This is a genomic window from Micrococcus sp. CH7, assembly GCF_001595485.1.
Taxonomy (GTDB): Bacteria; Actinomycetota; Actinomycetes; order Actinomycetales; family Micrococcaceae; genus Micrococcus; species Micrococcus luteus.
In genome coordinates, this window is record NZ_LOSQ01000046.1 from 77,948 (window position 1) to 101,662 (window position 23,715).

Sequence of the window (23,715 nt, forward strand, 5' to 3'; positions counted from 1 at the left end):
GCCGGTCAGCGCTGCAGGTCCAGGTCCTCCTCCCGGAACTCGGTGCCGCAGCCGTCCGGGGCGGCGCCCGTCTGGGCGCGCTCGACCTCGGCCTTGCGCAGCTCCACGCGGCGGATCTTGCCCGAGATGGTCTTCGGCAGCTCGAGGAACTCGATGCGGCGGATGCGCTTGTACGGGGGCAGCTGGGTGAGCGTGAACTGCAGGATCGCCCGGGCGGTCTCCGCGGTGGGCTCATGGCCCGGGGCGAGGGTGACGAAGGCCTTCGGCACGGCCAGTCGCAGCTCGTCCGGGGTGGGGACGATCGCGCCCTCCATCACGGCCGGGTGCTTGACCAGCACCGACTCCAGCTCGAACGGGGACACCTTGTAGTCCGAGGACTTGAAGACGTCGTCCGCGCGGCCCACATAGGTCAGCACGCCGTTCTCGTCGCGGCGGGCGATGTCACCGGTGTGGAACACGCCGTCGCGGAACACCTCGTCCGTCTTCTCCTGGTTGCCGTAGTAGGACTTCAGCAGGCCCACCGGACGCGGGTCCAGGCGCAGGCAGATCTCGCCCTCCTCGGCCTCCTGGCCCGTGAGCGGGTCGAGCAGGGTGACGTCCATGCCGGGCAGCGGGCGGCCCATGGAGCCGATGACGACCTTCTGGCCCGGGGTGTTGGCGATCTGCAGGGTGGTCTCGGTCATCCCGAAGCCGTCGCGGATCGTGGTGCCCCACGCCTTGTGCACCTGGTCGATCACCTCGGCGTTGAGCGGCTCGCCCGCGGAGATGGTCTTGGTCGGCGGGGTCGTCAGCTGCGCCAGGTCCGCCTTGATGAGCATGCGCCACACGGTGGGCGGGGCGCAGAAGCTCGTGACGCCGTAGCGCTCCATGTTGGCCATCAGGGCCGCGGGGTCGAACTTGCGGGCGTTGTGCACGAAGATCGTGGCCTCCGCGATCCACGGGGCGAAGAAGTTGGACCACGCGTGCTTGGCCCAGCCCGGGGAGGCCACGTTGAGGTGCACGTCGCCCGGCTCCAGACCGATCCAGTAGAGCGTCGTGAGGTGGCCGACCGGGTACGAGGTGTGGGTGTGCTCCACGAGCTTCGGCTTCGAGGTGGTGCCCGAGGTGAAGTAGAAGAGCAGCGTCTCGTCGGCGGGGGTCGGCTCGGCCGGGGTCAGCTCGGTGGCGGCGTCGTCGGCGTCGTCGTAGGAGAGCACGGTGTGGCCGGCGACCTCGGGGGCGCGGCGCGCCGGGCCCTCCGCGAAGACGCCCGGCACGTGCACCAGGTGCAGGTCCTCGCCGACGCCGGCGAACTTGGCCAGGTCCTCGGCGCCGGCCACGGCCCACGCGGCGCCGGCGCGCGTCACCCGGTCCTCGAGGTCCCCGGAGGTCATCTGTGTGGTGGTGGGCACCATGACCACCCGCAGCTTGATGCAGGCGAGCATGAACTCCCACAGCTCCACCTGGTTGTTCAGCATGAGGATGAGACGGTCGCCGCGGCGCAGGCCCTGCGCGGAGAGCCAGTTCGCCACCCGGTTGGAGGCCGCGGAGAGCTCGGCGAAGGTGCGTTCGGTGCTGCGACCGTCGTCCTCGGCGATGATCAGCGCCGGCACGTCCGCGCGGGCCGGGTCCTGGGCCAGGCGGTCGAACCAGTCGAAGCCGAAGTTGAAGTGCTCGAAGCGGGGCCACTCGAACTCGGCGCGGGCGCGCTCGTCGTCGGTCTGGCACTCGACCAGCAGGTCGCGGGCCGCGCGGAACACCTCCGTCGGCGACGGGGCGGCGACGGCGGTGGGGTCCTGGACGGTCATGGGTCCCTCCTCGGGGTGGCTGCTGAACGGATCCTTGGCCGGGGGTCTGTGATCTGGAACACTACTGTCAGACCTGGATAGTTGGAAGTCCTACAGTCGGATTCTCGGTGAAACCGCCCGCCGTCGTCGGACCGCCCCCGAAGGAGAGCCATGACCGCCCTCGCCGACCGCCCCCTCCCCGCCACCGGCGCGCCCGCCGTCCCCCCCGGCCTGCCCCACGTGGACCTGCTGCGCCTGCGGGACCGCCTCGAACCGGTCGAGCGTGCCCGGCTCGACGCGATCGAGGACCACCTGCAGACCCGCGTGCGGCCACACCTGACCCGCTACTGGGACGCCGAGGAGTTCGCGTTCGACCTGCTGCCGGGCCTGGCCGAGCTGGGTCTGGGGCGCCTCGTCCTGGACGGCTCGTCCTCGCTGTTCCAGCAGCTCGTGCACGCGGAGATCGCCCGTGTGGACCTGTCCCTGTCCGCCCTCGTGGGCATCCACAACGAGCTCAACCTCGGCATGATCGCCGGCCTGGGCTCAGAGCGTCAGAAGGCCACGTGGCAGGGGCGCCTCGAATCCTTCGACGCCCTGGGCGCGTTCTGCCTCACCGAACCGGACCACGGCTCGGACATCGCCGGCGGCCTCGCCACCACCGCCACCCGCGACGGCGACGAGTGGGTCATCCGCGGCGCCAAGCGCTGGATCGGGGCCGGCACGATCGCCGACGTCGCGCTCGTCTGGGCGCGCGACACCGCCGACGGCGAGATCAAGGGCTTCGTGGTGCCCACCGACACCCCCGGCTACGAGGCCACGAAGATCAGCGGGAAGATGGGCCTGCGGATCATGCAGAACGCGGACATCACCCTGGACGTGCGTCTGCCCGCGGACGCGATCCTGCCCGGCGCCACCACCTTCGCCGCCACCCGCGCCCTGCTGCGCGACTCGCGCATGTGGGTCGGCTGGCAGGGCGTCGGCGCGCAGATGGGCGTGCTGGACGTGCTGCGCTCCTACGCGCTGCGGCGGGAGCAGTTCGGCCGCCCACTGGCCGCGTTCCAGCTGATCCAGGCCCAGATCGCCGAGGTCGCCGGCAACCTGGCCGCCTCCGCCGGGATGATGCTCCAGGTGGACGCCCTGCGGCAGGAGGGGCGGATGGAGATGATGCACGCGGCGATGGCCAAGGCCACCTCGACCCGGCTGGCCCGGTCCTCGGCGGCGCTCGCCCGCGACGCCCTCGGCGGCAACGGCCTGCTCACGGAGCACGAGATCGCCAAGATCATGGGGGACGTGGAGGCCATCTACTCCTACGAGGGCTCCTACGGCATGAACACCCTGATCGTGGGACGGGCCCTCACCGGCGTCTCGGCCTTCGTGTGAGCCACGCGTCCTGCAGGTCCTGGATCAGCGGGCGGTGGGCGATGAGCAGCAGCACGCCGGCCACCGGGATGACCACCTCGAAGCCCAGCCAGAGGTAGCCGGCCGCGCCCGCCACCCCGCCCAGGAAGAACAGGGCCACGAGCAGCGCCAGCAGTCCCACGCGCCGCGGTTCCCCGACGACGGGGGCCGCGGCCCCGGGGCCGTTGCGGTACAGGATCTTGCCGAGCTCGACGCCGATGTCCGTGACCATGCCCGTCACGTGCGTGGTGCGGATCGGCCACGCCCCGATGCGGGTGATCAAGGCGTTCTGCAGGCCCATGGTGAAGCACAGCACGGCCACCACGACCAGCGGCCGGTGCGCATCGCGGACGTGCTCGGCGAGCAGGCCGAACACCAGCATGCCGACGCCCTCGAGCAGGAGGATGTTGGCGTACCGCGACCGGAGGCCGTTGACCCGGCCCCAGTTGAACACCAGCGCGCAGACGACCGCGCCCAGGATGAACATGGCCAGCGCGAGCAGGCCCGTGCCGACCAGACCCGGGGCGTGGAGGACCGCCGCGTCCGCCATGGACGCCACGATCCCCGTCATGTGGGACGTGTACGTGGCCACGGCGACGAAGCCCACGGAGTTGAGGATCCCCGCGATCGCGGTCAGCACCAGCGCCAGGTGGGTGTTGCGGCGCACGGTGCGCTCGGGGGCGCACAGGTTGAGCACCCCGCCACCCTACGACCGGACGCCGCCGTCGGCGCCGACGCGGGAGGCGCCGTCGTCGACGCCTCCCGTCACCGTGCCCGGGCTCAGTAGCTGGAGTAGCCGTCCTCCGACAGGGTGTGCTTCTCGTCGCCGGTGATGGCGGGGTTGAACACCGAGATCAGGTGCATGTCCTCGGTGCCGCCGCGCAGGTCGTGCGGCTCGTGGTCCGGCAGGACGTAGATGACACCCGGCGTGATCTCGTGGACGGTGCCGTCCGGCTCCACCACGGAGCCGTTGCCCGCGATGCAGTAACAGGCCTCCTGGTGGTTGCGGTACTGGAGCTTCGAGGACGATCCGGCGCGCACGATCGTGTGGGCGACGGCGAAGCCCATCTCGTCCTTCGCGGTGATGAGGCGTTCGGAGGTGCCTCCGCCCCACTCGACCTTCTCGACGTCGTTCCGGCTGCGGGTGTACATGGGTGGATCGCTCCCTCGGTCGGCTCCGGGGCGGAGGAACACGCCCGCCCGTCCTCGCCACGGTAGGCACGGGCGCGTGGGGCGACTCAACCCCTCCCGGGCGCCCGTTTCATCAACGAAAGCCTTCGACACGCCCCGTCCGGCCCCTCCCGGGCGCCCTGTGACGCGGCGTACACGTGTGGGATACTGGCGGCACGCCGCATGCCCCGCGCGGGAGAGCGTCGGCGCGCGTCCTGCCCCGGCCGGCCGCGTGAGCAGGCCGCCGAAGGAGCAAACCCTCCCCGGGAATCTCTCAGGCATCCGTACCGCGTGGGGTCAGGCGCTCTGGAAAGCGTCTCACTCCGCCGCGCCCGCGTCCGGACCGAGACCACCGACGGTGCAAGCCGCCCACCCGGGCGTCGGAAACTCTCAGGTCCATGACAGAGCGGGGAGGAGCAGACCCACGCCGTGACCACGGCAGGATCCCCCCGGAGGTACCCCGTGACCAGCCCCCAGACCACCGAGAGCACGACCGCGCTGCCCCACGAGCGCGTCGAGCCCAAGGACACCGCCTCGGCCCCCTTCGTGGCCCGCCACATCGGCCCGCGCCCCGCGGACGTCGAGCACATGCTGCAGACCCTGGGCTACGACTCGCTCGAGGCCCTCGTGGACACCGCCGTCCCCGCCGGCATCCGCCAGCCGAAGCCCCTCGAGCTGCCCGCCCCGCTGACCGAGTCCGCGGTCCTGGAGCAGCTGCGCGAGATCGCCGGCCGCAACGTCATGAAGACCCAGATGATCGGGCAGGGCTTCTCGGACACCGTCACCCCGGGCGTCATCCTCCGCAAGGTGCTGGAGAACCCGGCCTGGTACACGGCCTACACGCCGTACCAGCCGGAGATCTCCCAGGGCCGCCTCGAAGCCCTCCTGAACTACCAGACGATGGTCCAGGACCTCACCGGCCTGGACATCGCCAACGCCTCTCTGCTGGACGAGGCCTCCGCCGCCGCCGAGGCCGTGCTCCTCATGCACCGCGCCAACCGTCGCAGGACCGACGGCGTCACCCTCCTCGACGCGGACCTCTTCCCGCAGACCCTCTCCGTGGTGCGCCTGCGTGCCGAGGCCGTGGGCATCGACGTGCGCGTGGCCGACCTCTCCGCAGGCATCCCCCAGGACGTCCGCGCCGAGGTCGAGGAGAAGGGCCTGTGCGGCGTCGTGCTGCAGCAGCCCGGCGACTCCGGCCGCATCCACGACCACGCCGCCGTCATCGCGCAGGCCAAGGAGGCCGGCGCCCTCGTGACCGTCGCGGCGGACATCCTCTCCCTCGCCCTGATCACCCCGCCCGGGGAGCAGGGCGCGGACATCGCCGTCGGCTCCACGCAGCGCTTCGGCGTGCCCCTGTTCTTCGGCGGCCCCCACGCCGCCTACATGGCCGTGAAGGAGGGCCTGCAGCGCAGCATGCCGGGCCGCCTCGTGGGCGTCTCCCACGACGACGCCGGCAAGCCCGCCTACCGCCTCGCCCTCCAGACGCGCGAACAGCACATCCGGCGCGAGAAGGCCACCTCCAACATCTGCACCGCCCAGGCGCTGCTGGCGATCGTCGCCTCGATGTACGCCGTCTACCACGGCCCCCAGGGCATCGCCCGCATCGCGCGCCACGCCCACGCCCAGGCCGTCCGCCTGGCGGAGGCGCTGCGGGCCGGCGGCGTCGAGGTCGCCGAGGAGCACTTCTTCGACACGATCACCGTCCGCGTGCCCGGCCGGGCCGAGCAGGTCCTGCAGGCCGCCGAGGAGAACGGCGTGAACCTGCGCCTGGTGGACGCGGACACCCTGCGGATCGCGGCCGATGAGACCACCGTCGACGCCGACCTCGTGGCCGTCCTGACGGCGTTCGGCCTGGACGCGGGCTCCCTGCCGGCCTCCGCGCACGAGGGCGCCGTGGCCACCCCGGCCGTGCCGGAGTCGCTGCGCCGCTCCTCCGCGTTCATGACGCACCCGGTGTTCAACACCCACCACTCGGAGACGAAGATGCTGCGCTACCTGCGCCGCCTCTCCGGCTACGACCTGGCGCTGGACCGCACCATGATCCCGCTGGGCTCATGCACCATGAAGCTCAACGCCACCGCGGAGATGGAGGCCATCTCCTGGCCCGAGTTCTGCTCCATCCACCCGTTCGCGCCCGACCACCAGACCGAGGGCTGGCGGTTCCTGATCGAGGACCTCGAGGCCAAGCTCGCCGAGATCACCGGCTACGCGGGCGTCTCGGTGGCCCCGAACGCCGGCTCGCAGGGCGAGTTCGCGGGCCTGTGGGCCATCCGCCAGTACCACCTGGCCCGCGGTGAGGGTGAGCGGGACATCTGCCTGATCCCGGCCTCCGCCCACGGCACCAACGCGGCCTCAGCCGTGCTGGCGGGGCTGAAGGTCGTCGTCGTCGCCACCGCCGACGACGGCACGATCGACGCCGCCGACCTGGACGCCAAGATCGCGGCCAACGAGGGCCGCATCGCGGCCATCATGATCACCTACCCCTCCACGCACGGCGTGTACGACGCCGACGTCAAAGAGGTCTGCGCCACGGTGCACGCCGCGGGAGGCCAGGTGTACATCGACGGCGCCAACCTCAACGCGCTCGTGGGCCTGGCCCAGCCGGGCGAGTTCGGCGGAGACGTCTCCCACCTGAACCTGCACAAGACGTTCTGCATCCCGCACGGCGGCGGGGGCCCGGGCGTGGGCCCCGTGGCGGTGGGCGAGCACCTGGTGCCGTACCTGCCCTCCCGCGAGGCCCTGATGACCGCGGCCCCGCACGGCTCGGCCGGCGTGCTGCCCATCTCCTGGGCCTACATCCACCTGATGGGCGCCGAGGGCCTGCGCTCCGCCACCGCGCACGCGCTGCTGGGCGCCAACTACATCTCCCGCCGCCTCGCGCCCCTCTACCCGACGCTGTACACGGGCAACGAGGGCCTCGTGGCGCACGAGTGCATCCTCGACCTGCGCGAGCTCACGGCCCGCACGGGCGTGACCGCCGAGGACGTGTGCAAGCGCCTCATCGACTACGGGTTCCACGCCCCCACCCTGGCGTTCCCCGTGGCCGGCACGCTCATGGTGGAGCCCACCGAGTCCGAGGACCTCGAGGAGATCGAGCGGTTCATCGAGGCCATGGAGGCCATCCACGCCGAGATCACCGCCGTCACCCCGGAGACCGTGGCGGACTCCGTCCTGCGCCGCGCCCCGCACACCCTCAACGTCCTGATGGCCGACGAGTGGGATCGCCCCTACTCGCGCGCCCAGGCGGGCACGCCGGTGCCGAGCCTGCGTCTGGACAAGTACCTGCCGCCGGTGGGCCGCATCGACGGCGCCTACGGCGATCGCAACCTCGTGTGCTCGTGCCCGCCGCCCGAGGCGTTCGAGGACGCCGTGGCCGACACCGCCGACGAGGACTGAGAGGATCACCCCCATGAGCGATTCGACGCGCAACTCCCCGCTGCACCCGGTCCACGAGGCCGCGGGCGCCACGTTCACGGACTTCGGCGGCTGGAACATGCCCCTGAAGTACGGCTCCGAGCTGGCCGAGCACAAGGCCGTGCGCACCTCCGCAGGCCTGTTCGACCTCTCCCACATGGGCGAGATCCGGGTCACCGGCCCGGAGGCCGGGGCCATGCTGGACCACGCCCTCTCGAGCGTGCTCTCCACGTTGAAGCCCGGCCGCGCCAAGTACGCCCTGTGCCTGACGGACGCCGGCACCATCCTCGACGACACGATCGTCTACCGGATGGACGACGGCGAGGCCGGCTCCGAGCCCGACTACCTGGTGGTGCCCAACGCTGGCAACATCGCCGCGGTCCACACCGCCCTGAACCAGCGGGCGTCGGGCTGGGACGCCGTCGTCGAGGACGAGTCCTCGACCACCGCCCTCGTGGCCGTGCAGGGCCCGCAGGCCGAGAGGATCCTCGCCCGGGCCATGCCGGAGGCCGCGGCGCAGCTGGCCGAGCTGAAGTACTACGGCCACCTGACCCTGACCGTGCCCACGGACGCCGGTGACGTCATCGCCGTCGTCGCCCGCACCGGCTACACCGGTGAGGACGGCTTCGAGCTGTTCCTGCCCGCCGCCTCCACCGCCGAGGCCGGCGACCGCGGCTCCGCCGTGTGGAACACGATGCTCTCGGCCGCGGACGAGGCGGGCGTGGAGCTGACGCTGTGCGGGCTCGCCTCGCGGGACTCGCTGCGCCTCGAGGCGGGCATGCCGCTCTACGGCAACGAGCTGGACACCGGGCACCAGCCGCACGCCTCCGGCGTCGGCTTCGCGGTGCCCGCGAGCAAGGAGGCCGACTTCGTCGGACGATCCGCGCTGGTCGGCAGGGACGACGTCGAGGAGGTCCTCGTGGGGCTGCAGGGCGCGGGTCGGCGTGCCGCCCGGCACGGCTACGCCGTGCTGGACGAGTCCGGCGAGCGGGTGGGCGAGGTGACCTCGGGCGCCCCCAGCCCGACCCTCGGACACCCCATCGCCCTGGCCCGTGTCCGCCGCGACGTGGCCGCCGAGGGCACGTCCCTGCAGGTGGACCTGCGCGGCCGCGGCGAGCCGTTCACCGTGGTGGCCACGCCGTTCTACCGCCGGGAGCGCTGAGCCCGACGCAGCCGTCCCTCGGCCCGCCGCTCGGCGGTCCCGGGGCCCTTCGCTAGACTCGGGCTCCGGGCCGTCGTCGCGGCCCCCCGTCCCGCCGTCCACCTGCAGGAAGTCCGCATGACTCACGTCGCCGCCCGTGCCCGGGTCCCCCTGAAGGGGCTGCTGGTCTTCCTCGCCGTCGCCGCCGTCCTGCTCCTGCTGGGCATCGTCACCGTCCTCCGCGGCGTGGCCGCCGACGCCGCCCGCGTGGACATCGTCACCGTGCTGGACGGCAACACCGTGGTGGTGAACCAAGGCGGCACCGAGCGGACCGTGGTCCTCGCCGGCGTCACGAGCGCGGGCCGCAACCCCGAGGGCCTCAAGGTCGGCCCCAACCTCTGCATGGGGGAGGAGTCCTACGCCTGGCTGCGTGATCGGCTCCCGCAGGGGGCGACCGCGAGCATGACCACCTCGGACGAGGGCGCGCCCGAGGGGATGGAGAGCGCGGTCATCTCGATCGGCGGCGGCACCGTCAACGTGGCCATGGCGGAGGCCGGCATGGCCGCCCCCACGGAGGTCGCCGTCGGCAAGCGCCTGGCGGAGGAGATCGCCCAGGCCAATCAGGAGGCCGTGGGTCGCGGCGTGGGGCTCTACGACATCGAGGAGCCCTGCACGTACCAGAACCGGCTCTACGAGGCCCAGTTCGCCCTGGAGCAGATCCCGGAGGACGCGGAGGCGTCCCTGACGAAGATCGACGAGCGAGCGGTGGAGTACGCGGCCGGCCTGGACCAGGTGCGCCTGGTGCAGCAGGAGATCCGGGCCCTCGACCCGGAGAACGGCACGTTCGCCGACCTCGCCTACGGGCCGGCCAAGGAGTCGCTCCTGGCCGAGGCGGACCCGGTGGTGGAGCACGGGATGCAAGTCCTGAAGGACCTCAACACGCGGCGCAACGAGATCGCGGCCCGTGGCTGACCCCGCCGCGCTCAGTCCAGGGCGAGGGTGACGAGCCCGAGCTGGGCCGCCCGGATGATCAGCTGGACGCGGTCGCGGACCTCCAGCTTGGCCATGATCCGCGTGAGGTTGGCCTTGACCGTGGACTCGGAGACGAAGAGGTTCGCGGCGATCTCCGGGTTCGACTGACCCCTGGCCAGCAGCCGCAGCACGCCCAGCTCCCGCTCGGTGAGGTCGGAGCCGTCGGGGCTGCCGGGCTGCACCGAGGTGGGGCCCACCGTCGGCCGGTCCCGCTCGATCGAGACGAGCAGCTTGGTCGCCACGGCGGGGGAGAGCACGGACTCGCCGCGATGGACGGCCTGAATGGCGCCCAGGATGGCCGGCGGCTCCGCGTCCTTGAGGAGGTAGCCGCCCGCTCCGGCGCGCAGGGCCGGCACGAGGTAGTCCTCGGACGTGAACGTGGTGATCGCCAGGACCCGGATCGCGGGGTGGGTGTCCTTGATCCGGCGTGTGGCCTCCACCCCGTCCATCAGGGGCATCTGCATGTCCATCAGGACCACGTCCGGCTCGATGGCGGCGCACGCCTCCACGGCTTCGACGCCGTTGGCGACCACACCCACGCAGGTCATGCCGGGGGCAGAGTCGACGAGCACGCGGAGCGCGCCGCTCATGAGCGGCTGGTCGTCGGCGATCAGGATGCGCAGCTCTTCGGACACGCAGGTCAGCGTAACCGGTGCTGTGGCGCATGCCACCTTGTCGGCGTCGGGGCGAGGCCGGGGTGCCCGCCGGCCGTCATCTGCGCCATGCCGCGGCGCGGCCTGTGCGCGGCGTGCACCATTTGTGACGGGCGTCATACATACTGGGGCCATGAAGACTCGCGCTCTCCTCGCTTCCGCTCTCCTTCTCGCCTCCACCCTCGTCGGCGCTCCGGCCGCCGCCGCCTCGGCGGCCTCGGCCGAGGACGACGTCGTCACGACCCTGGGCCTCGGCAAAGGCACTGCGGAGTGGACGTGCCGCCACTTCGGCATCTGGTGCGACTGACCCCGGGGCGGTCCGCCCCCGATGCCTGATTCGAGCCCATCGACCCCCTCCGTCCGGAGCGGCGCGCCCTCCCGGGCGCGCCGCTCTTCGGCGTGGCGTCAGGCGCGCAGCCTGCGGTGGCGCGCGTTCTGGGCCGCGGCGCCGCTGAGCCGCGTCTACCTCGCCTTCGGGTCGGCGTTCCTGCTCGCCTCGACCGCGTCCGACATCGGTCTGTTCGGCCCGGGCCACGGCGTCATCCCGGTCCTGGACGGGATCGCCATCGCGTCGGCGACCAGCGCCTTCCTCGCCCAGTGGTGGCGCAGCACGGTGGGCTTCGCCCTGCTCCTGCCCGGGGCCGTCGCGACCGTCGTCGGCGGTTCCGAGGTGCTCTTCGCCGTCGTCGCGCCCGTGGTCCTCGGGGCCGTCGCGGCGACCGCCCGTTCCTGGGGGTTCGTCGTCACGGCCGCCGTCCTGGCGCTGACCTGGGGCGTCGCCCAGCCGTTCGCGGTGGGTCAGGCGAACGCGACGTGGTTCATCCTGCTGCTCATGTCCATGGGCCTCGGCGGCGGGCTCTTCATCCGCGAGAGCCTGACCCGGCGGGAGCGGGATCGCCGCCGGGTGTTCGAGGCGGAGGAACGGGCCCGGCTGGCTGCCGAGGCCGAGCGTCGCTCCCTGGCCCGCGACCTGCACGACGTGGTCGCGCACAACCTCACGATCATCTCGATGCAGGCCCGGACGGCACGCTACCTCGGCACCCCGGAGGCGGCTCAGAGCGTGCTGGACGTGGTGGGGGACTCCGCGAAGGACGCGCTGCGGGACCTGCGGCGCATGCTCTCCGTCCTCCAGGAGGACGGGATCGTGGACCCGAGCGGTGAGCCGGGCGCCGCGGGGGACGCGGACGGCGCGACGTCCGCGGATCCGGTCCTGTCCGTGGCCCGCCTGGCCGAGGAGCTGCGCAGTCTCGGAATGACGGTGGAGACGGACGTCCGCTGCGACCAGAACGCGATGCCGATCTCCGTGCGGTCCACCCTGCACCGGGTGCTCCAGGAGGCCACCACGAACGTCGCCAAGCACGCCGGCGAGGGCGCGCGCGTGCGCATCGAACTCCGCGACGCGGGGTCGGACGTGGTGCTCGCGGTGGAGAACACCGTCGCCGAGCGGTCCGGCCCGCCGCAGTGGAACTCCTCCGGTGTGGGCCTGAACTCCATGCGGGATCGCGTGGCCACCTTCGGCGGCGCGATCGAGGCCGGGCCGGGGGGCTGGGGGTGGCGGGTGCGCGCGGTGCTCCCCCGGTCCGTCTGACTGAGGCCGGCGCCGGCACCGTCATGGACCACGTCCATGTGAGCTGCCTCACATCATCGCCCGAAAGTCTGCACCATCCGCCACTGTCGGGGGCGCCGTCGTCCCTCCTAGAGTGGGTCATGCCCCATTGAGACGGTGCACAGTGCGAATCACGAGCCGGGATACATGCCTGAGGGGATGCGGGCCCCGGACGCGGTTCCGAGAAGGACGATGGCCATCCGGCCATCGTCCTTTCTCGTTGCGGGCGTGCTCAGGCCGGCTCGGCGGGCGAGGGCTCCGGGGTGACCGTGCGGACGAGGGGACGGGCCGCCGTCCGGCCCAGGGCCATGAGCACGGCGGCCGGGAATCCGATCACCGGGATGAGCATCGGCAGGATGCCCGCCGCGCCCTGCGTGAGCACCACCAGGCCGTAGAGCATGCCGATCAGCGCGTACGCCAGCACGTGGACCCACTGGTTGAGCACGTGCCGGAACGCCCAGTTCACGAGCAGGCACAGCGGCAGCCCCACCACCAGCCCGGCGACCCCGACCACCGTCAGCAGCGGTGTCAGGCTGCCGAAGGCCTGCAGGCCCGGGACCACGGCCAGGACCGCCACCACGGCGGCCATCACGAGGTTGGGCAGCAGCCAGGCCACGAGGAACCCGTTCAGTCCCATGCGCAGCTGCGGGCGGGGGCCGGAACGGGCCGCGCGGCGACGGGCACGGGCGGCGGACGCGACCGGGGCGGGGGTGGTCATGGCGGGAACTCTCCGGGAGGGGGATCGACGACGTCGGGCGGGTCCCCACTGTAGTGGGCCGGGCTGGACGGGCCCCGGGAGAGTTCCCGGTCAGGCGCGCCGGTCGCCGTCCACGTGGAAGGCCAGGTCCTCGACGCCGGGGAAGGACTCGATCTCCTGGAACGCGTCCCAGGCGTCGCTGTCCGCCTCGGCGTCCGCGGGCAGGGTCACCGTCAGGGCGCCGATCTCCCCGTCGATCACCTGCAGGCGCAGCTCGAGCTCGTGTCCTCCGGCGGATCCGGAGGCGAAGCGGCCGCGGACGGGCCAGACGCAGTCGTTCGGCACCGCGCGCCGGACGTCGTCGTCGGTCTGGACGACGAGCGGCACCCAGTCCGGGACCTCGCCGGCTTCACGGATGGCCTCGGCCACCGAGGCGACGGTGCGCGCGTGCGGCAGCTGGGAGCGCAGCGCCTCAGCCCCGGGCAGGTCCCGGCCCTCGGCCAGCGCCGGGTCGAGCAGGGTCTCGAGCAGCACGCGCACCTCGACCGGCAGCTCGGCGGTGGCCTCCGGCTCGACCTCGTCGACCGGGTCCTCGTCCAGGCCGGCGGGTCCGGTGACGGCGAGTTCGACGGCGTCGCGGCGGGTCCGGCGGGCGTCCTCGTTGGCCAGCAGCATCGCCAGGGAGGCCGCTGCGGCCAGCGCGACGCGCGGGGCGGGGACGCCGACCCGCTGGAGCCCGCGCACCACGGCGCCGTCGATCCGGTCGTTCAGGCCGGCGGTGCGCAGCGCGACCGCCGCGACCGCGCCGCCGACGGCCAGCCCGCCGAGCCCGCGCAGGGCACGCGCGGCGGGGGAGGGGGCCACCTCGCCGTCGGCGATCGCGGCGGTGTGGAGGGCGTTGGCGGTCTCGGCCGCGAGGACCGTGCCGCTGACGGCGGCCTCGAGCTCTGCGAGGGCCCGACGCTCGCGCCCTCGGCGGGCGTGCGGATCCAGCAGGGTGAGCCCGCCGACCGCGGCCGCCGCCGCCAGCCCGTAGAGCCGGCCGCCCGGGGCGAGGGCGCGCTGGCGCAGCGCGGGGAAGACGGCCTCGACGCCGTCGACGGGAACGGACGACGCCGAGTGGTGGACCTCGCCGGGGGCGGAAGGGGCGGGGGAGGGGAGCTTCATGCCCCCAGTGTGGCGCACCGCCCGGCTCAGGACGAGTCAGCGGCCCACGTGCGCGCTCAAGCGGAGCGCAGGCCGCCCTGCCACAGGGCGGCGAACGGCGTGCGGCCCTCCACCGCCTGCGCGATGCCGGCTCGCACGAATTCCTTGGCGCGGCGCGCGGCCTCGAGCGTGGTGGCACCCTTGGCCAACTCGGCGGTGACGGCGGCGGCGAGCGAGCAGCCCGCACCAGAGACGCCGGACTGGCCGATCTTCGGGGCGGAGAGCACATCCACGGTGTCCCCGTCCACGAACACGTCCACGGCGTCCGGGCCGGGCAGGTGCATCCCGCCCTTGGCCAGGACGGCCGCGCCGGAGATCTCGTGGATGCGCCGAGCGGCCGCCGTCAGGTCCTCGACCGAGCGCACGGTCATGCCGGAGAGCTGCTCCGTCTCGAAGTGGTTCGGGGTGGTGAAGGTGGCCAGCGGCAGCAGCTCGGCCTTGAGCGCCTGGTCCGTGTCCAGGGCGTGGCCCGGCTCCTGGCCCTTGCAGATGAGCACGGGGTCCAGGACCACGTGGTCCCACTCGGCGCGGCGCAGGGCCGCGGCCGAGGTGCGGATGACCTCCGGGGAGCCCTGCATGCCCAGCTTCACGGTGCGCAGCCGCTCCGGGTAGTCGCCCTGGATGGCGTCGAGCTGCTGCTGGAGGATCTCGGTGGGCACGGGGAAGAAGCGGTGGTTCCAGTCGTCCTCCGGGTCGAAGGAGACGATGCAGGTCAGCGCCACGATGCCGAAGACGCCGAGTTCCTGGAACGTCTTGAGGTCGGCCTGGGCGCCGGCGCCGCCGGTGGCCTCGGACCCGGCGATGGTCAGGGCGAGCGCGGGGGCGGAGGCGGAGTGCTGGGGGGAGTGAGCGGTCTGGGGCATGCGCCCATGGTAGGACCGACCCCGGACGGGAAGCGCCCGACGGCCGGCGGTGTTCACCGGGGAACGAGGGTCCTCGGACCCGGAGCGTCCGCCCGGGCGCCCCGAGCGACCCGCGAAGGACGGGGACGGACGTGCTCGAGTTCCTCACCGGCACGGGCCTGGCCACCTCGGCCGGGCTCAACGCCTACATCCCCCTGCTCGCCCTGGGTCTGCTGGACCGGTTCACGGGGCTCGTCGACCTGCCCGCGGGGTGGACGTGGCTCTCCGCCGACGCCTCCCTCTGGATCCTCGGCGCCCTGCTCGCGCTCGAGCTCGTCGCGGACAAGATCCCCGGGGTGGACGCGGTCAACGACGTCGTCCAGACGGTCGTGGGAGCCGACACGGTCACGGTGGGGGCCGCCGCGCCCGTGCTCTCGGCGGCCGAGGACGTCTCGGCGGCCGGCCTCGTCGCGGCCGCGCTGTTCCTGCCGGTGCTGGTCGCCGTGCTGGTGGTCGCCGTCGTCGTGGGCCTGTGGCTGCTGGCCCGGCGGTTCCGCGCGCGGCGGACGCGAGGCCGTGCCGCGGCCGTGCCGGGTGGACCAGAATGGACGGCATGATCCTCATCAACCTGAAGTTCACCGTCCAGCCCGAGCGTGCCGACGAGTGGATGGACGCCGTCGCGAAGTACACCGCGGACGTGCGCTCCGAGCCCGGCAACCTGTTCTTCGAGTGGTACCGCCCGGTGGAAGGCGGCCCGAACGAGTACTTCCTGCTCGAGGGGTTCACGGACGAGGGTGCGCAGGCCCACGTCGCGTCCCCGCACTTCCAGGAGGGCCTGGACGCGATGCGCCCGCTGCTGGCGAGCACGCCCCAGATCATCTCCGAGCAGGTCGGTGCGGAGGGCTTCGGCCCGATGGGCGAGCTGCAGATCGACTGAGCCCGCCCCCGGCCGGAGGAGGCGACGGCGCCCGCGTCACGAGCGTGACGCAGGGCGCCGTCCCTGTATCCGGGGTCACACCCTGGCTACGGTGAGCGCATGAGCGCCGAGCAGAACAGCACCCAGACCCCCGGCTACCGCGCCGCCCACGTCCCCGCCGGCCAGGATCTCGGTCACCGCTGGTCCACCCGCGAGGCCGATCACGACGATCCGGCGGACCGCCGCGCCGTCCGCCAGATCGCCGAACTCGCCTTCGCGTCCACGGCCGAGGCCGACCTCGTCGAGGCGCTCGCCGACGGCGCGGAGGGCTGGCTGCCCCAGTACTCCCTCGTGGCCATGACCGCCGCGATCCCCGGCACGGACCTGCAGTCGGACCCGATGGGCTACGGCACCCTGGTCCGGGCCCACATCGACGACGCCGAGGTGCTCGCCCTCGCCCCGCACGGCGTCCTGCCCGAGCACCAGGGCGAGGGCGCCGGCACCGCGCTCGTCAACGCCCTGCTGCAGAAGGCGCAGGCCGACGGCGAGGAGGTCGTGGTGGTCTACGGCTGGCCCGAGTACTACGCGAAGTTCGGCTTCCACCAGGCCTCCGAGCACGGCGTGCACGCGGCCTTCGCGCGTCAACCCGAGGCGCTGCAGATCCTCACGCTCCAGGACGGCGCGGAGGTGCCGGCCGGCGAGTTCCGCTACCCGCCCGCGTTCGGGGCGGAGAACGCGCAGGTCGCCGGCCGCTGAGGGCGGGGCGTCAGCCCACGAGTCGGCGCACGGCGGCGAGCGTTCGTTCGGCCTCGGCCGGCTCGGCCGTGAGCCGCGCGATGACCTCCGCGAGGTCCGCGCGCAGGCCGGCCTCGGCGTCGTCGGCCGGGGCGTGGAGCCACGCCCGCAGGGCGCGGTTGTGGACGGCCACCACGGCCGCCGCCAGCCCGACGGCGACCCCGCCGCGCGCGGGCGTGTCCGGCAGGGCCGTGGCGAGCCAGCCGGAGAACAGCTCCGTGTAGCGGTGCGAGGTGAGCAGCTCGCGCGTGCGCAGCGCCTGGGAGCCGCGCAGCAGGCGGGAGCGCGCCCGGGCCCGGTCCGGATCGGCGGTGTGATGCCGGAAGACCTGGAGGACCGCCTCCTCCAGGGCCTCCCGCACGCCGAGGGAGGTGCCGCGCAGGAAGTCGTCCAGGCGGGCGAGCAGCGCCGCGTGGTCGGCGAAGACCACCTCCTCCTTCCCGCCGAGGTGGCGGAAGAAGCTGGCCCGGCTCATGCCGGCCTGGCGGGCGAGCTGGTCGGCCGTGACGGCGTCGTAGCCCTCGCGGTCCAGCAGGTGGATCAGGGCGGTGAGGGTGTCCTCGGCGGGCGTCGTCATGCGGGCCATGGTGCCACGGGCGCGGAGAGGAGGTGAGACTGCGTCTGATTCTGTGAGATGGCGTGTCAGTTGGTGTAGGGTGATGGCGGACACACCCATCTCTCCGACCCCGCCCGGGAGGCCACCATGACCGAGACCCTGCCCACCGTCGAGCCCGAGTACGACGTCGCCACGCCGCTGGACACCGACTTCTACTTGGCGCTCGCGGACGTCTCCGACGCCGAGAAGGACGTGTGGCGTCGAGCCCGCGCCTTCGCCCTCGAGCCGGACGTGCTGCCCCGGATCCGGGAGGCGTGGGACCGTCACGAGTACCCGCTGGACCTCGTGGCCCGCCTGGGGCAGGCCGACCTGCTGCGCGACGGCGTCCCCGTGGACGGGCTGCCCGAGATCTCCCGCGTGGCCGCGGGCCTGGCCATGATGGAGCTCTCGCGCCTGGACGGCTCGATCGCCACGATGACGGGCGTGCAGGGCGGTCTGGCCATGCGCTCGATCCAGCTGTGCGGCAGCGAGGAGCAGCGTGCCGAGCACCTGCCGGCCATGGCGCGCGGCGAGCTCTACGGCGCCTTCGCCCTCACGGAGCCGACCCACGGCTCCGACTCGGTCTCGCTGGAGACCCGCGCCGAGCGCGTCGACGGCGGCTGGCGGCTGCACGGGCACAAGAAGTGGATCGGCAACGGGGCCGCCGGCGGGGTGACCGTGGTGTGGGCGCGCAGCGCCGAGGACGAGAAGGTCCGCGGGTTCATCGTGCGCCAGGAGTCCGAGGGCTACACGGCCGAGGTCATCAAGGGCAAGGTCGCGCTGCGGGCCATCGACCAGGCCCACATCACCCTCGACGGCGTGTTCGTGCCCGACGCCGACGTCCTGCCCGAGGCCCGCTCCTTCAAGGACACCTCCCGCGTCCTCTTCGCCACGCGCGTGGGCGTGGCGTGGTCCGCCCTCGGGAAGGCCGTGGGCTGCTACGAGGCGGCGGTGCAGTACGCGGGGCAGCGCGTCCAGTTCGGCCGGCCGCTGGCCGCCGCCCAGAGCGTGCAGACCCGTCTGGCCGAGATGCTCTCCCAGCTCACCCAGGTGCAGCTGCTCGTGCTGCGCGCGACCCGGCTCGAGGACGAGGGCCGGCTCACCGGGCCGATGGCGTCCATGGCCAAGTACTCGGCGACGCGCGCCGCGCGGTCCATCGCCGCGAACGCGCGCGACCTGCTCGGTGGCAACGGCATCCTCATCCAGAACGAGGTGGCCCGCCACTTCGCGGACATCGAGGCGATCCACACCTACGAGGGCACCGAGACCGTGCAGGGGCTGATCATCGGTCGCGAGATCACGGGGGTCGGTGCGTTCGTGTGAGATGACGCGAGCGGGGGCGGCGGCGTGAGCCAGAGATTTCTGCTGGTGCGCACGCCCCCCTGCCGCCGATTCGTCTGGCTCGGCGGCCGATTCATCTGGCTCACGCACGCAGAGGGAGCCGCAGGTGGGCGGCGAGGTCGCGCAGCAGGGCGTCGAGGCCCCGCTGGGTGAAGACGCTGGCGGTCGCGCGCAGCACGATCCACCCCTCGGCCTGCATCCGGCGGTCGCGCTCGATGTCACGGCGCCACTGCTGCGGGTCCGTCCGGTGATGATCGCCCTCGTACTGCACGCAGACACGGGCCTCCCGCCACACCAGGTCTGGCCGGACGGTGGACCCGTCGCTCAGCATCAGCAGCGGATTCACCTCCGGCTCCGGCACACCCGCGTCGGCCAGCGCCAGTCGGAGGAGCGTCTCGGCCCTCGAATCCGCGCCGTCCCTGAGCAGCGGCAGGGCCGCTCGCAGGGTCCGCGTCCCTCGCCTCCCGCGCACCCGCAGCACCTCCGCCTCCAGATCACGCACGGTGCACCGCGGATGCTCGCCGGGGCGACGCCGGCCGGCCGGGCCGTCCGCCCGTTGCAGCAGGCTGTCCCCGGCGGCGACGACGTCGGCCAACGGCAGACCCAGCTGCGCCAGCGCCGCCCAGGTGGCGGCCGGCGTCGTGATCCGCACCCCGGCACGCACCAGCACGGGGTCCTGCGGGTGCAGCTCATGCCCGACGACGCCGCTGCGGCGCGGCGCCCCGCCCTCGGCCCGCGTGCGCGCCAGATGGATGGGGCCGCGCTCCCACTGCCGCGGCAGCCACATCTCCCAGAGGCGAGCGGCGGTGGCGTGGGTGGCCGCGGTGCCGGGGTTCGTCCGCTGGAGGGCGCGGACGACGTCGGCCAGTGAGGGCTGACCCCCGGCGGTGTGCCGCAGCCCGTGGTGCGGGGCGTCGAACCGGGGGCCGCGCAGCTGCGAGGCCGTCAGGCCGGCCTGCAGCCCCGCGGCGACCGGGAAGACGGGGCTGAGGGCGGCGTCGTCGTGCGGAGGAGGGGCGACCATGCTGCCACCCTCTCCTTCCATGGGCGGACCCGGTGCCGCGACGGCGAGGGCCGTGGAGGGCGAGCCGGGTCGGCGGCCCTGTGCAGGAGCCGCTGAATCGTCTGGCTCACGTCCCCCACGCGTCCGAGCGGCGCTGAGCCAGACGAATCGGTCGTGACAGCCCCCTCAGAACAGCAGAAACGTCTGGCTCGCGCCCGCCGCAGCGGGCTGGCTCGCGCCCGTCGCAGCGTGCCGGCGCACCCAGCACCGCTCAGCCCTTCGGGGCGTAGTACCGGCCGAGGGTCTCGGCCTTGAGCTCCGCGAGCGTGCCGTCCTGCATGGCTGCACGGATCCGGTCCACGAGCGAGACCGTGAACCGCTCGTTGTGGATGGAGAGGAGCGTGTGCGCCACCATCTCCTTCGCCTTGAACAGGTGCCGCAGGTACGCGCGGGAGTAGTGGGCGCACGTGTAGCAGTCGCACTCGGGGTCCAGCGGGCCGAAGTCTCGGCGGTACTTCGCCCCGGGCAGGTTGTAGCGCCCGTCGCGGGTGTAGAACGCGCCGGTGCGGGCCACACGGGTGGGGGAGACGCAGTCGAAGGTGTCGGCGCCGTTCTCGACGGCGGTGAACAGGTCGTCGGGCTCGGAGATGCCCAGCAGGTGGCGCGGCTTGTCCTCGGGCAGCTCCTGCGCGCACCAGCCCACGATGGTCCCGAGGTTCTCCTTCTCCAGGGCCCCGCCGACGCCATAGCCGTCGAAGCCGGAGGTCACGCCGTCGAGCTCCCCCGCGGCCGGGAACTCGGCCCGCATCCCCGCGAGGTCGCGGCAGGCCTTGCGGCGCAGGTCCTCGTACTGGGCCCCCTGGATCACGCCGAACAGCGCCTGGTACGGCCGCGCCGCGCGGACCCCGGTGAGGCGGGCGTGCTCGTCGAGGCAGCGCTGGGCCCAGCGGCGGGTGCGCTCGAGCGCCTCCTCCTGGTAGCCGCGGGAGTTGTGCAGGGTGGTCAGCTCGTCGAAGGCGAACATGATGTCCGCGCCGAGGTTGTGCTGGATGCCCACGGACACCTCGGGGGTGAACCGGTGTCGTTCCCCGGTGAGGTGGGACTTGAACCAGACGCCGTCGTCGTCGACGTTGGCCAGGCGCTCCTTGCCGGGGGCGACGGCGTCGTCGGCGCCCTGCCCCTCAGGCGCGCCGGGGCCCTTCATGTCGATGACCTTCTTGAAGCCCGAGCCGAGGCTCATCACCTGGAAGCCGCCCGAGTCCGTGAAGGTCGGCCCGGGCCAGTTCATGAACGCGCCGAGGCCGCCGGCCTCGTCCAGGAGGTCGTCACCGGGCTGCAGGTACAGGTGGTACGCGTTGGCCAGCAGCGCCTGCGCGCCGAGCTCCGCCATGGACTCGGGCAGCACGGCCTTCACCGAGGCCTGCGTCGCGACGGGGATGAACGCCGGCGTCTGGATCCGCCCGTGCGGCGTGGTGATCACGCCGGTGCGCCCGAGCGGGGCGCCGTCCGCACCGCCGGTCTCCAGCCGGTGCGTCACCTCGAAGCCGAACTGCGAGGGATGCGCGGGGGCACCGGAGGCGGGCTGCGGCGTCGGGGCGGCGGGGGTCTCAGGCATGGGACCCAGGGTAGTGCGCGGGCGCCGCAGGCCGCCCCGGCTCAGCCCAGCACCACCCGCGCCACCGCGCTCGCCACCACCAGGTCCTGCCAGGGCATGCCGGTGGTGACGAACAGGGCGGGCTCACCCTCCCGCCGACGCGCGGTCCCGGCCACGAGCTCGGCCAGCGTCACCGTGTCCTCGATCCCGGCCAGGGCCCCGGAGGCCACCGCGAGGGTCACGTCCCCGGCCTCGCGGGCGGCCGAGTCCCGCGACTCCACCGCCACGGTCGCGCGGCGGGCCAGGGCGTCGTCGGTCTCGCGGGCGTCCGTGGTGTGCGAGCCCATCGCCACGACCGTCGCGTGCTCCGGCACGAGCGTCCCGTCGAACAGCGGGGCCGTCGCGGCCGTGCACGTCACCACGACGTCCGCCTCCGCCACGGCCTCCGGGCCCGCGGCGCTCGCGGTCACGCCCAGCTCCGCTTCGATGCGCGCGGCCAGGGCGGCGGCCCGGTCGGCGTCGCGGCCCACCACGGACACCCGTTCCAGCCCGAACACGTCCTGGAAGGTGAGCGCGTGCTCCCACGCCTGCACGCCCGTGCCGACCACGACCAGGTGCCGGGGCGAGGCGTCCGCGAGCAGCCGCACCCCGAGCGCGGACACCGCGGAGGTGCGCAGGCCCGTCAGCTCGACGCCGTCCAGCACGGCCCGCGGCGCCTGGCCGGGGGTGCCCGGGGCGCCGAACAGCACGTAGACGCCCTGGATGACGGGCAGTCCGCGCTCGGGGTTGTCCGGCGTGAGGGTGAGCAGCTTGGTGCCGACCTCGGTCCCGCGCGTCGAGGGCATCTGCAGCAGCTGCCCGGCGGCGGTGGACACGCGGGTGCGGGGGGCGTCGGCCTCCGGGTCCAGGCCGGCGGCGAGGGCCGCCTCCAGCGCGTCGACGGCGGCGCGCGGGCTCAGGGCGGCGCGCACGGCGGGGCCGTCGATCCAGGGCAGGGAAGCGGTGGCGCGGTGCGTGTCCATGCGGCCACGCTACGGGGTGGGCCGGGCGGCTCAGCCGAACAGCGTGCGGAAGTTCGCCAGGATCCGGCGCGGGTGCTCGGGGTCGACGGCGGCCAGCCCCGCCACCGTGGGCTCGTACTCGCCCGGGGCGAAGTACCCGTGGTCGCGGTAGATCTCGAGGCGCTCGAGGATCCCGGCCTGGTCCAGCTCCGGGTGGAACTGGGTGGCGTACTGGCGGGTGCCGAGCCGGAACATCTGCACGGGACAGTCGGCGCCCGCGGCGAGCAGCACCGCGCCGGGCGGCAGCGCGCTCATCGCCTCCTTGTGGCCCACGTACGCCGCGAACGTGCGCGGCACCCCGGCCAGCAGCGGATCGGCGACGCCCTCGTCGGTGAGCGTGACCTCGACGGGCGCGGCCGACTCGCCATGGGCGTTGTCCACGACGCCGCCGGCGTGCCGGCCCAGTGTGCCGACGCCGTAGCAGCAGCCGAGGAACGGCAGGTCTCGGCGCCGGACGACGTCGAGCATCCGCCCCAGCTCCGCCTCCACGGCGCGCTGCACGGGGGACTTGGTCTCCTCGGGATCGGTGCCCGTGAACGGGCTGCCGGGCAGGATCACGGCGGCGACGTCCGCGAGCTCCGCCTCCCAGTCCAGGCCGTCGGCCGCGGCCGGCTGCTGCACCGCGCGGTCCAGGCGCAGCACGCGCAGCCGGCCCTCCGAGTAGCCGCCGAGCCGCTCGACGGCCTCGACCTCGGCGGCCGCGGCGTCGTCCTCGGGGCGTGTCTGGACGAGGAGGAACGGCCGAGGGTGCGGGCTCGGGACGGCGCCGGTCGGGGTGGTCATCTCGGCAGACTAGCGGGGCATCGGGCCGGGAGGGCGTGACGGCGTCGTGGGGCGTCGTCGGGGGCGGGCCGCGGTCAGCGGTCGGCCCAGGGGCGGGCGTCGGAGGCCCACGGCAGGGGACGGACGCGTTCCTCGGGCAGCGGGTCCGCGGCCAGCCGGCCGTAGAGGTGCACGTCGAGCCGCCGCCCGCCCGCGCGGAGGCGGCCGCGCTGCGTGCCTTCGTGACGGAGCCCGGCGGCCCGGGCGACGGCCCCCGCCGTCGGGCTGTCCGCCCGGTGGGCCAGTTCGATCCGCTCGAGGCCGCCCTCGGCCAGCTCGGCGTCCGTCACGGTGGTCGCCGCACGCGACATGATCGCGTCCCCGCGCCAGCCCTGATGCAGCCAGGCGGTGAGCGCGCCGGTGCCGTGCGCCTCGTCGCGCACGACGGCGACCAGGCCGATCAGCGTGTCCGTCCCGCGCTCCACCACGGCGACGGCGTCCGTCCCCTCCGCCTGGACCAGTCCGTCGACGTAGGCGCGGGCGGAGGCCTCGTCGGTGACCTCTGCGGGATCGGCCATGCCGACGGTGCCCGCGTGGAAGGCCGCCAGGACGGCGGGCGCGTCCGTGGCGCGGAGGAGGCGGAGCTGGACGGGTGCGGAGCCGGTCATGCCGGGAGCATAACCCCGGCAGGGGCTGGAGAGTGAGGTGCGCCACACGAGC

General features: G+C 73.5%; 23 protein-coding genes and 1 riboswitch. Of the genes, 10 read left to right on the forward strand and 13 right to left on the reverse strand.

Going from position 1 to position 23,715, the window contains the following annotated elements; translation table 11 throughout:
- Positions 1-5: 5 nt before the first annotated feature.
- The gene (locus AUV08_RS11275; RefSeq protein ID WP_061867539.1) at positions 6-1,787 is read right to left on the reverse strand and encodes an AMP-binding protein; all 1,782 of its coding nucleotides are present in this window, start codon (positions 1,785-1,787) and stop codon (positions 6-8) included.
- Positions 1,788-1,937: 150 nt separating this feature from the next.
- On the opposite strand from AUV08_RS11275, the gene AUV08_RS11280 reads away from it, so the two are divergent.
- Positions 1,938-3,146, forward strand: a complete 1,209-nt coding sequence (locus AUV08_RS11280; protein WP_061867538.1) for an acyl-CoA dehydrogenase family protein — start codon at positions 1,938-1,940, stop codon at positions 3,144-3,146.
- Here the strand turns inward: AUV08_RS11280 and AUV08_RS11285 are convergent.
- Entirely contained in the window at positions 3,121-3,861 is a 741-nt protein-coding gene (locus AUV08_RS11285; protein ID WP_061867537.1) for a YoaK family protein, read from the reverse strand. The genes AUV08_RS11280 and AUV08_RS11285 overlap by 26 nt on opposite strands.
- A gap of 83 nt (positions 3,862-3,944) precedes the next feature.
- On the reverse strand, positions 3,945-4,316 hold the full coding sequence (locus AUV08_RS11290) for an ectoine synthase (protein WP_020624813.1): 372 nt from the start codon (positions 4,314-4,316) through the stop codon (positions 3,945-3,947).
- 201 nt (positions 4,317-4,517) lie between these two features.
- A riboswitch (glycine riboswitch) is annotated at positions 4,518-4,634 on the forward strand.
- Between the two features lie 162 nt (positions 4,635-4,796).
- Between AUV08_RS11290 and gcvP the strand changes: the two genes are divergently transcribed.
- The 3 genes from gcvP (at position 4,797) to AUV08_RS11305 (ending at position 9,864) form a co-directional block, all read left to right on the forward strand.
- Positions 4,797-7,733, forward strand: coding sequence for an aminomethyl-transferring glycine dehydrogenase (gene gcvP, locus AUV08_RS11295; protein ID WP_061867536.1), 2,937 nt, complete (start codon positions 4,797-4,799; stop codon positions 7,731-7,733).
- 13 nt (positions 7,734-7,746) lie between these two features.
- Complete coding sequence (gene gcvT / locus AUV08_RS11300; protein ID WP_044659070.1) at positions 7,747-8,913, forward strand: glycine cleavage system aminomethyltransferase GcvT; 1,167 nt, start codon at positions 7,747-7,749, stop codon at positions 8,911-8,913.
- A 117-nt stretch (positions 8,914-9,030) separates the two neighbouring features.
- Complete coding sequence (locus tag AUV08_RS11305) at positions 9,031-9,864, forward strand: thermonuclease family protein (protein WP_002856692.1); 834 nt, start codon at positions 9,031-9,033, stop codon at positions 9,862-9,864.
- A gap of 11 nt (positions 9,865-9,875) precedes the next feature.
- On the opposite strand, the gene AUV08_RS11310 is transcribed toward AUV08_RS11305, so the two are convergent.
- On the reverse strand, positions 9,876-10,559 hold the full coding sequence (locus AUV08_RS11310) for a response regulator transcription factor (RefSeq protein WP_061867535.1): 684 nt from the start codon (positions 10,557-10,559) through the stop codon (positions 9,876-9,878).
- A 151-nt stretch (positions 10,560-10,710) separates the two neighbouring features.
- On the opposite strand from AUV08_RS11310, the gene AUV08_RS12105 reads away from it, so the two are divergent.
- Both AUV08_RS12105 and AUV08_RS11315 read left to right on the forward strand, forming a co-directional pair.
- Positions 10,711-10,884 carry a hypothetical protein gene (locus tag AUV08_RS12105; protein ID WP_002856694.1) on the forward strand — a complete coding sequence of 58 codons (174 nt, stop codon included), beginning with the start codon at positions 10,711-10,713 and terminating at the stop codon, positions 10,882-10,884.
- Between the two features lie 21 nt (positions 10,885-10,905).
- Positions 10,906-12,165, forward strand: a complete 1,260-nt coding sequence (locus AUV08_RS11315; RefSeq protein ID WP_044659069.1) for a sensor histidine kinase — start codon at positions 10,906-10,908, stop codon at positions 12,163-12,165.
- 250 nt (positions 12,166-12,415) lie between these two features.
- On the opposite strand, the gene AUV08_RS11320 is transcribed toward AUV08_RS11315, so the two are convergent.
- The 3 genes from AUV08_RS11320 to AUV08_RS11330 form a co-directional block, all read right to left on the reverse strand.
- Positions 12,416-12,901: a hypothetical protein gene (locus AUV08_RS11320; protein WP_002856696.1), complete on the reverse strand. Its 486-nt coding sequence runs from the start codon at positions 12,899-12,901 to the stop codon at positions 12,416-12,418.
- 90 nt (positions 12,902-12,991) lie between these two features.
- Complete coding sequence (locus tag AUV08_RS11325; RefSeq protein ID WP_036316111.1) at positions 12,992-14,047, reverse strand: hypothetical protein; 1,056 nt, start codon at positions 14,045-14,047, stop codon at positions 12,992-12,994.
- Between the two features lie 56 nt (positions 14,048-14,103).
- On the reverse strand, positions 14,104-14,949 hold the full coding sequence (locus AUV08_RS11330) for a hydroxymethylpyrimidine/phosphomethylpyrimidine kinase (protein ID WP_061867534.1): 846 nt from the start codon (positions 14,947-14,949) through the stop codon (positions 14,104-14,106).
- A 131-nt stretch (positions 14,950-15,080) separates the two neighbouring features.
- Between AUV08_RS11330 and AUV08_RS11335 the strand changes: the two genes are divergently transcribed.
- From AUV08_RS11335 to AUV08_RS11345, 3 genes are all read left to right on the forward strand, one after another.
- Entirely contained in the window at positions 15,081-15,545 is a 465-nt protein-coding gene (locus AUV08_RS11335; protein ID WP_044659066.1) for a DUF4126 domain-containing protein, read from the forward strand.
- Entirely contained in the window at positions 15,542-15,865 is a 324-nt protein-coding gene (locus AUV08_RS11340) for a putative quinol monooxygenase (protein WP_010079505.1), read from the forward strand. Before AUV08_RS11335 ends, AUV08_RS11340 begins: the two co-directional genes overlap by 4 nt.
- 99 nt (positions 15,866-15,964) lie before the next feature.
- Positions 15,965-16,600 (forward strand): GNAT family N-acetyltransferase, encoded by a 636-nt coding sequence (locus AUV08_RS11345; RefSeq protein WP_061867533.1) that lies wholly within the window; start codon positions 15,965-15,967, stop codon positions 16,598-16,600.
- 10 nt (positions 16,601-16,610) lie between these two features.
- Here AUV08_RS11345 and AUV08_RS11350 read toward each other — a convergent pair whose 3' ends face one another.
- Positions 16,611-17,216 (reverse strand): TetR/AcrR family transcriptional regulator, encoded by a 606-nt coding sequence (locus AUV08_RS11350; RefSeq protein ID WP_036341145.1) that lies wholly within the window; start codon positions 17,214-17,216, stop codon positions 16,611-16,613.
- A gap of 126 nt (positions 17,217-17,342) precedes the next feature.
- Here AUV08_RS11350 and AUV08_RS11355 point away from each other — a divergent pair, with 126 nt between their 5' ends.
- Complete coding sequence (locus AUV08_RS11355) at positions 17,343-18,557, forward strand: acyl-CoA dehydrogenase family protein (RefSeq protein ID WP_036316105.1); 1,215 nt, start codon at positions 17,343-17,345, stop codon at positions 18,555-18,557.
- Positions 18,558-18,657: 100 nt separating this feature from the next.
- On the opposite strand, the gene AUV08_RS11360 is transcribed toward AUV08_RS11355, so the two are convergent.
- The 5 genes from AUV08_RS11360 to AUV08_RS11380 form a co-directional block, all read right to left on the reverse strand.
- Positions 18,658-19,599: an endonuclease domain-containing protein gene (locus AUV08_RS11360; RefSeq protein WP_061867532.1), complete on the reverse strand. Its 942-nt coding sequence runs from the start codon at positions 19,597-19,599 to the stop codon at positions 18,658-18,660.
- Positions 19,600-19,849: 250 nt separating this feature from the next.
- The gene (gene tgt, locus AUV08_RS11365; protein ID WP_061867531.1) at positions 19,850-21,193 is read right to left on the reverse strand and encodes a tRNA guanosine(34) transglycosylase Tgt; all 1,344 of its coding nucleotides are present in this window, start codon (positions 21,191-21,193) and stop codon (positions 19,850-19,852) included.
- A 41-nt stretch (positions 21,194-21,234) separates the two neighbouring features.
- Complete coding sequence (locus AUV08_RS11370; RefSeq protein ID WP_061867530.1) at positions 21,235-22,194, reverse strand: ornithine cyclodeaminase family protein; 960 nt, start codon at positions 22,192-22,194, stop codon at positions 21,235-21,237.
- Between the two features lie 30 nt (positions 22,195-22,224).
- Positions 22,225-23,016, reverse strand: coding sequence for a glutamine amidotransferase (locus tag AUV08_RS11375; RefSeq protein ID WP_061867529.1), 792 nt, complete (start codon positions 23,014-23,016; stop codon positions 22,225-22,227).
- 74 nt (positions 23,017-23,090) lie between these two features.
- A complete protein-coding gene (locus AUV08_RS11380; protein ID WP_061867528.1) occupies positions 23,091-23,663 on the reverse strand; it encodes a GNAT family N-acetyltransferase in 573 nt (190 codons plus the stop codon).
- Between the last annotated feature and the right edge of the window lie 52 nt (positions 23,664-23,715).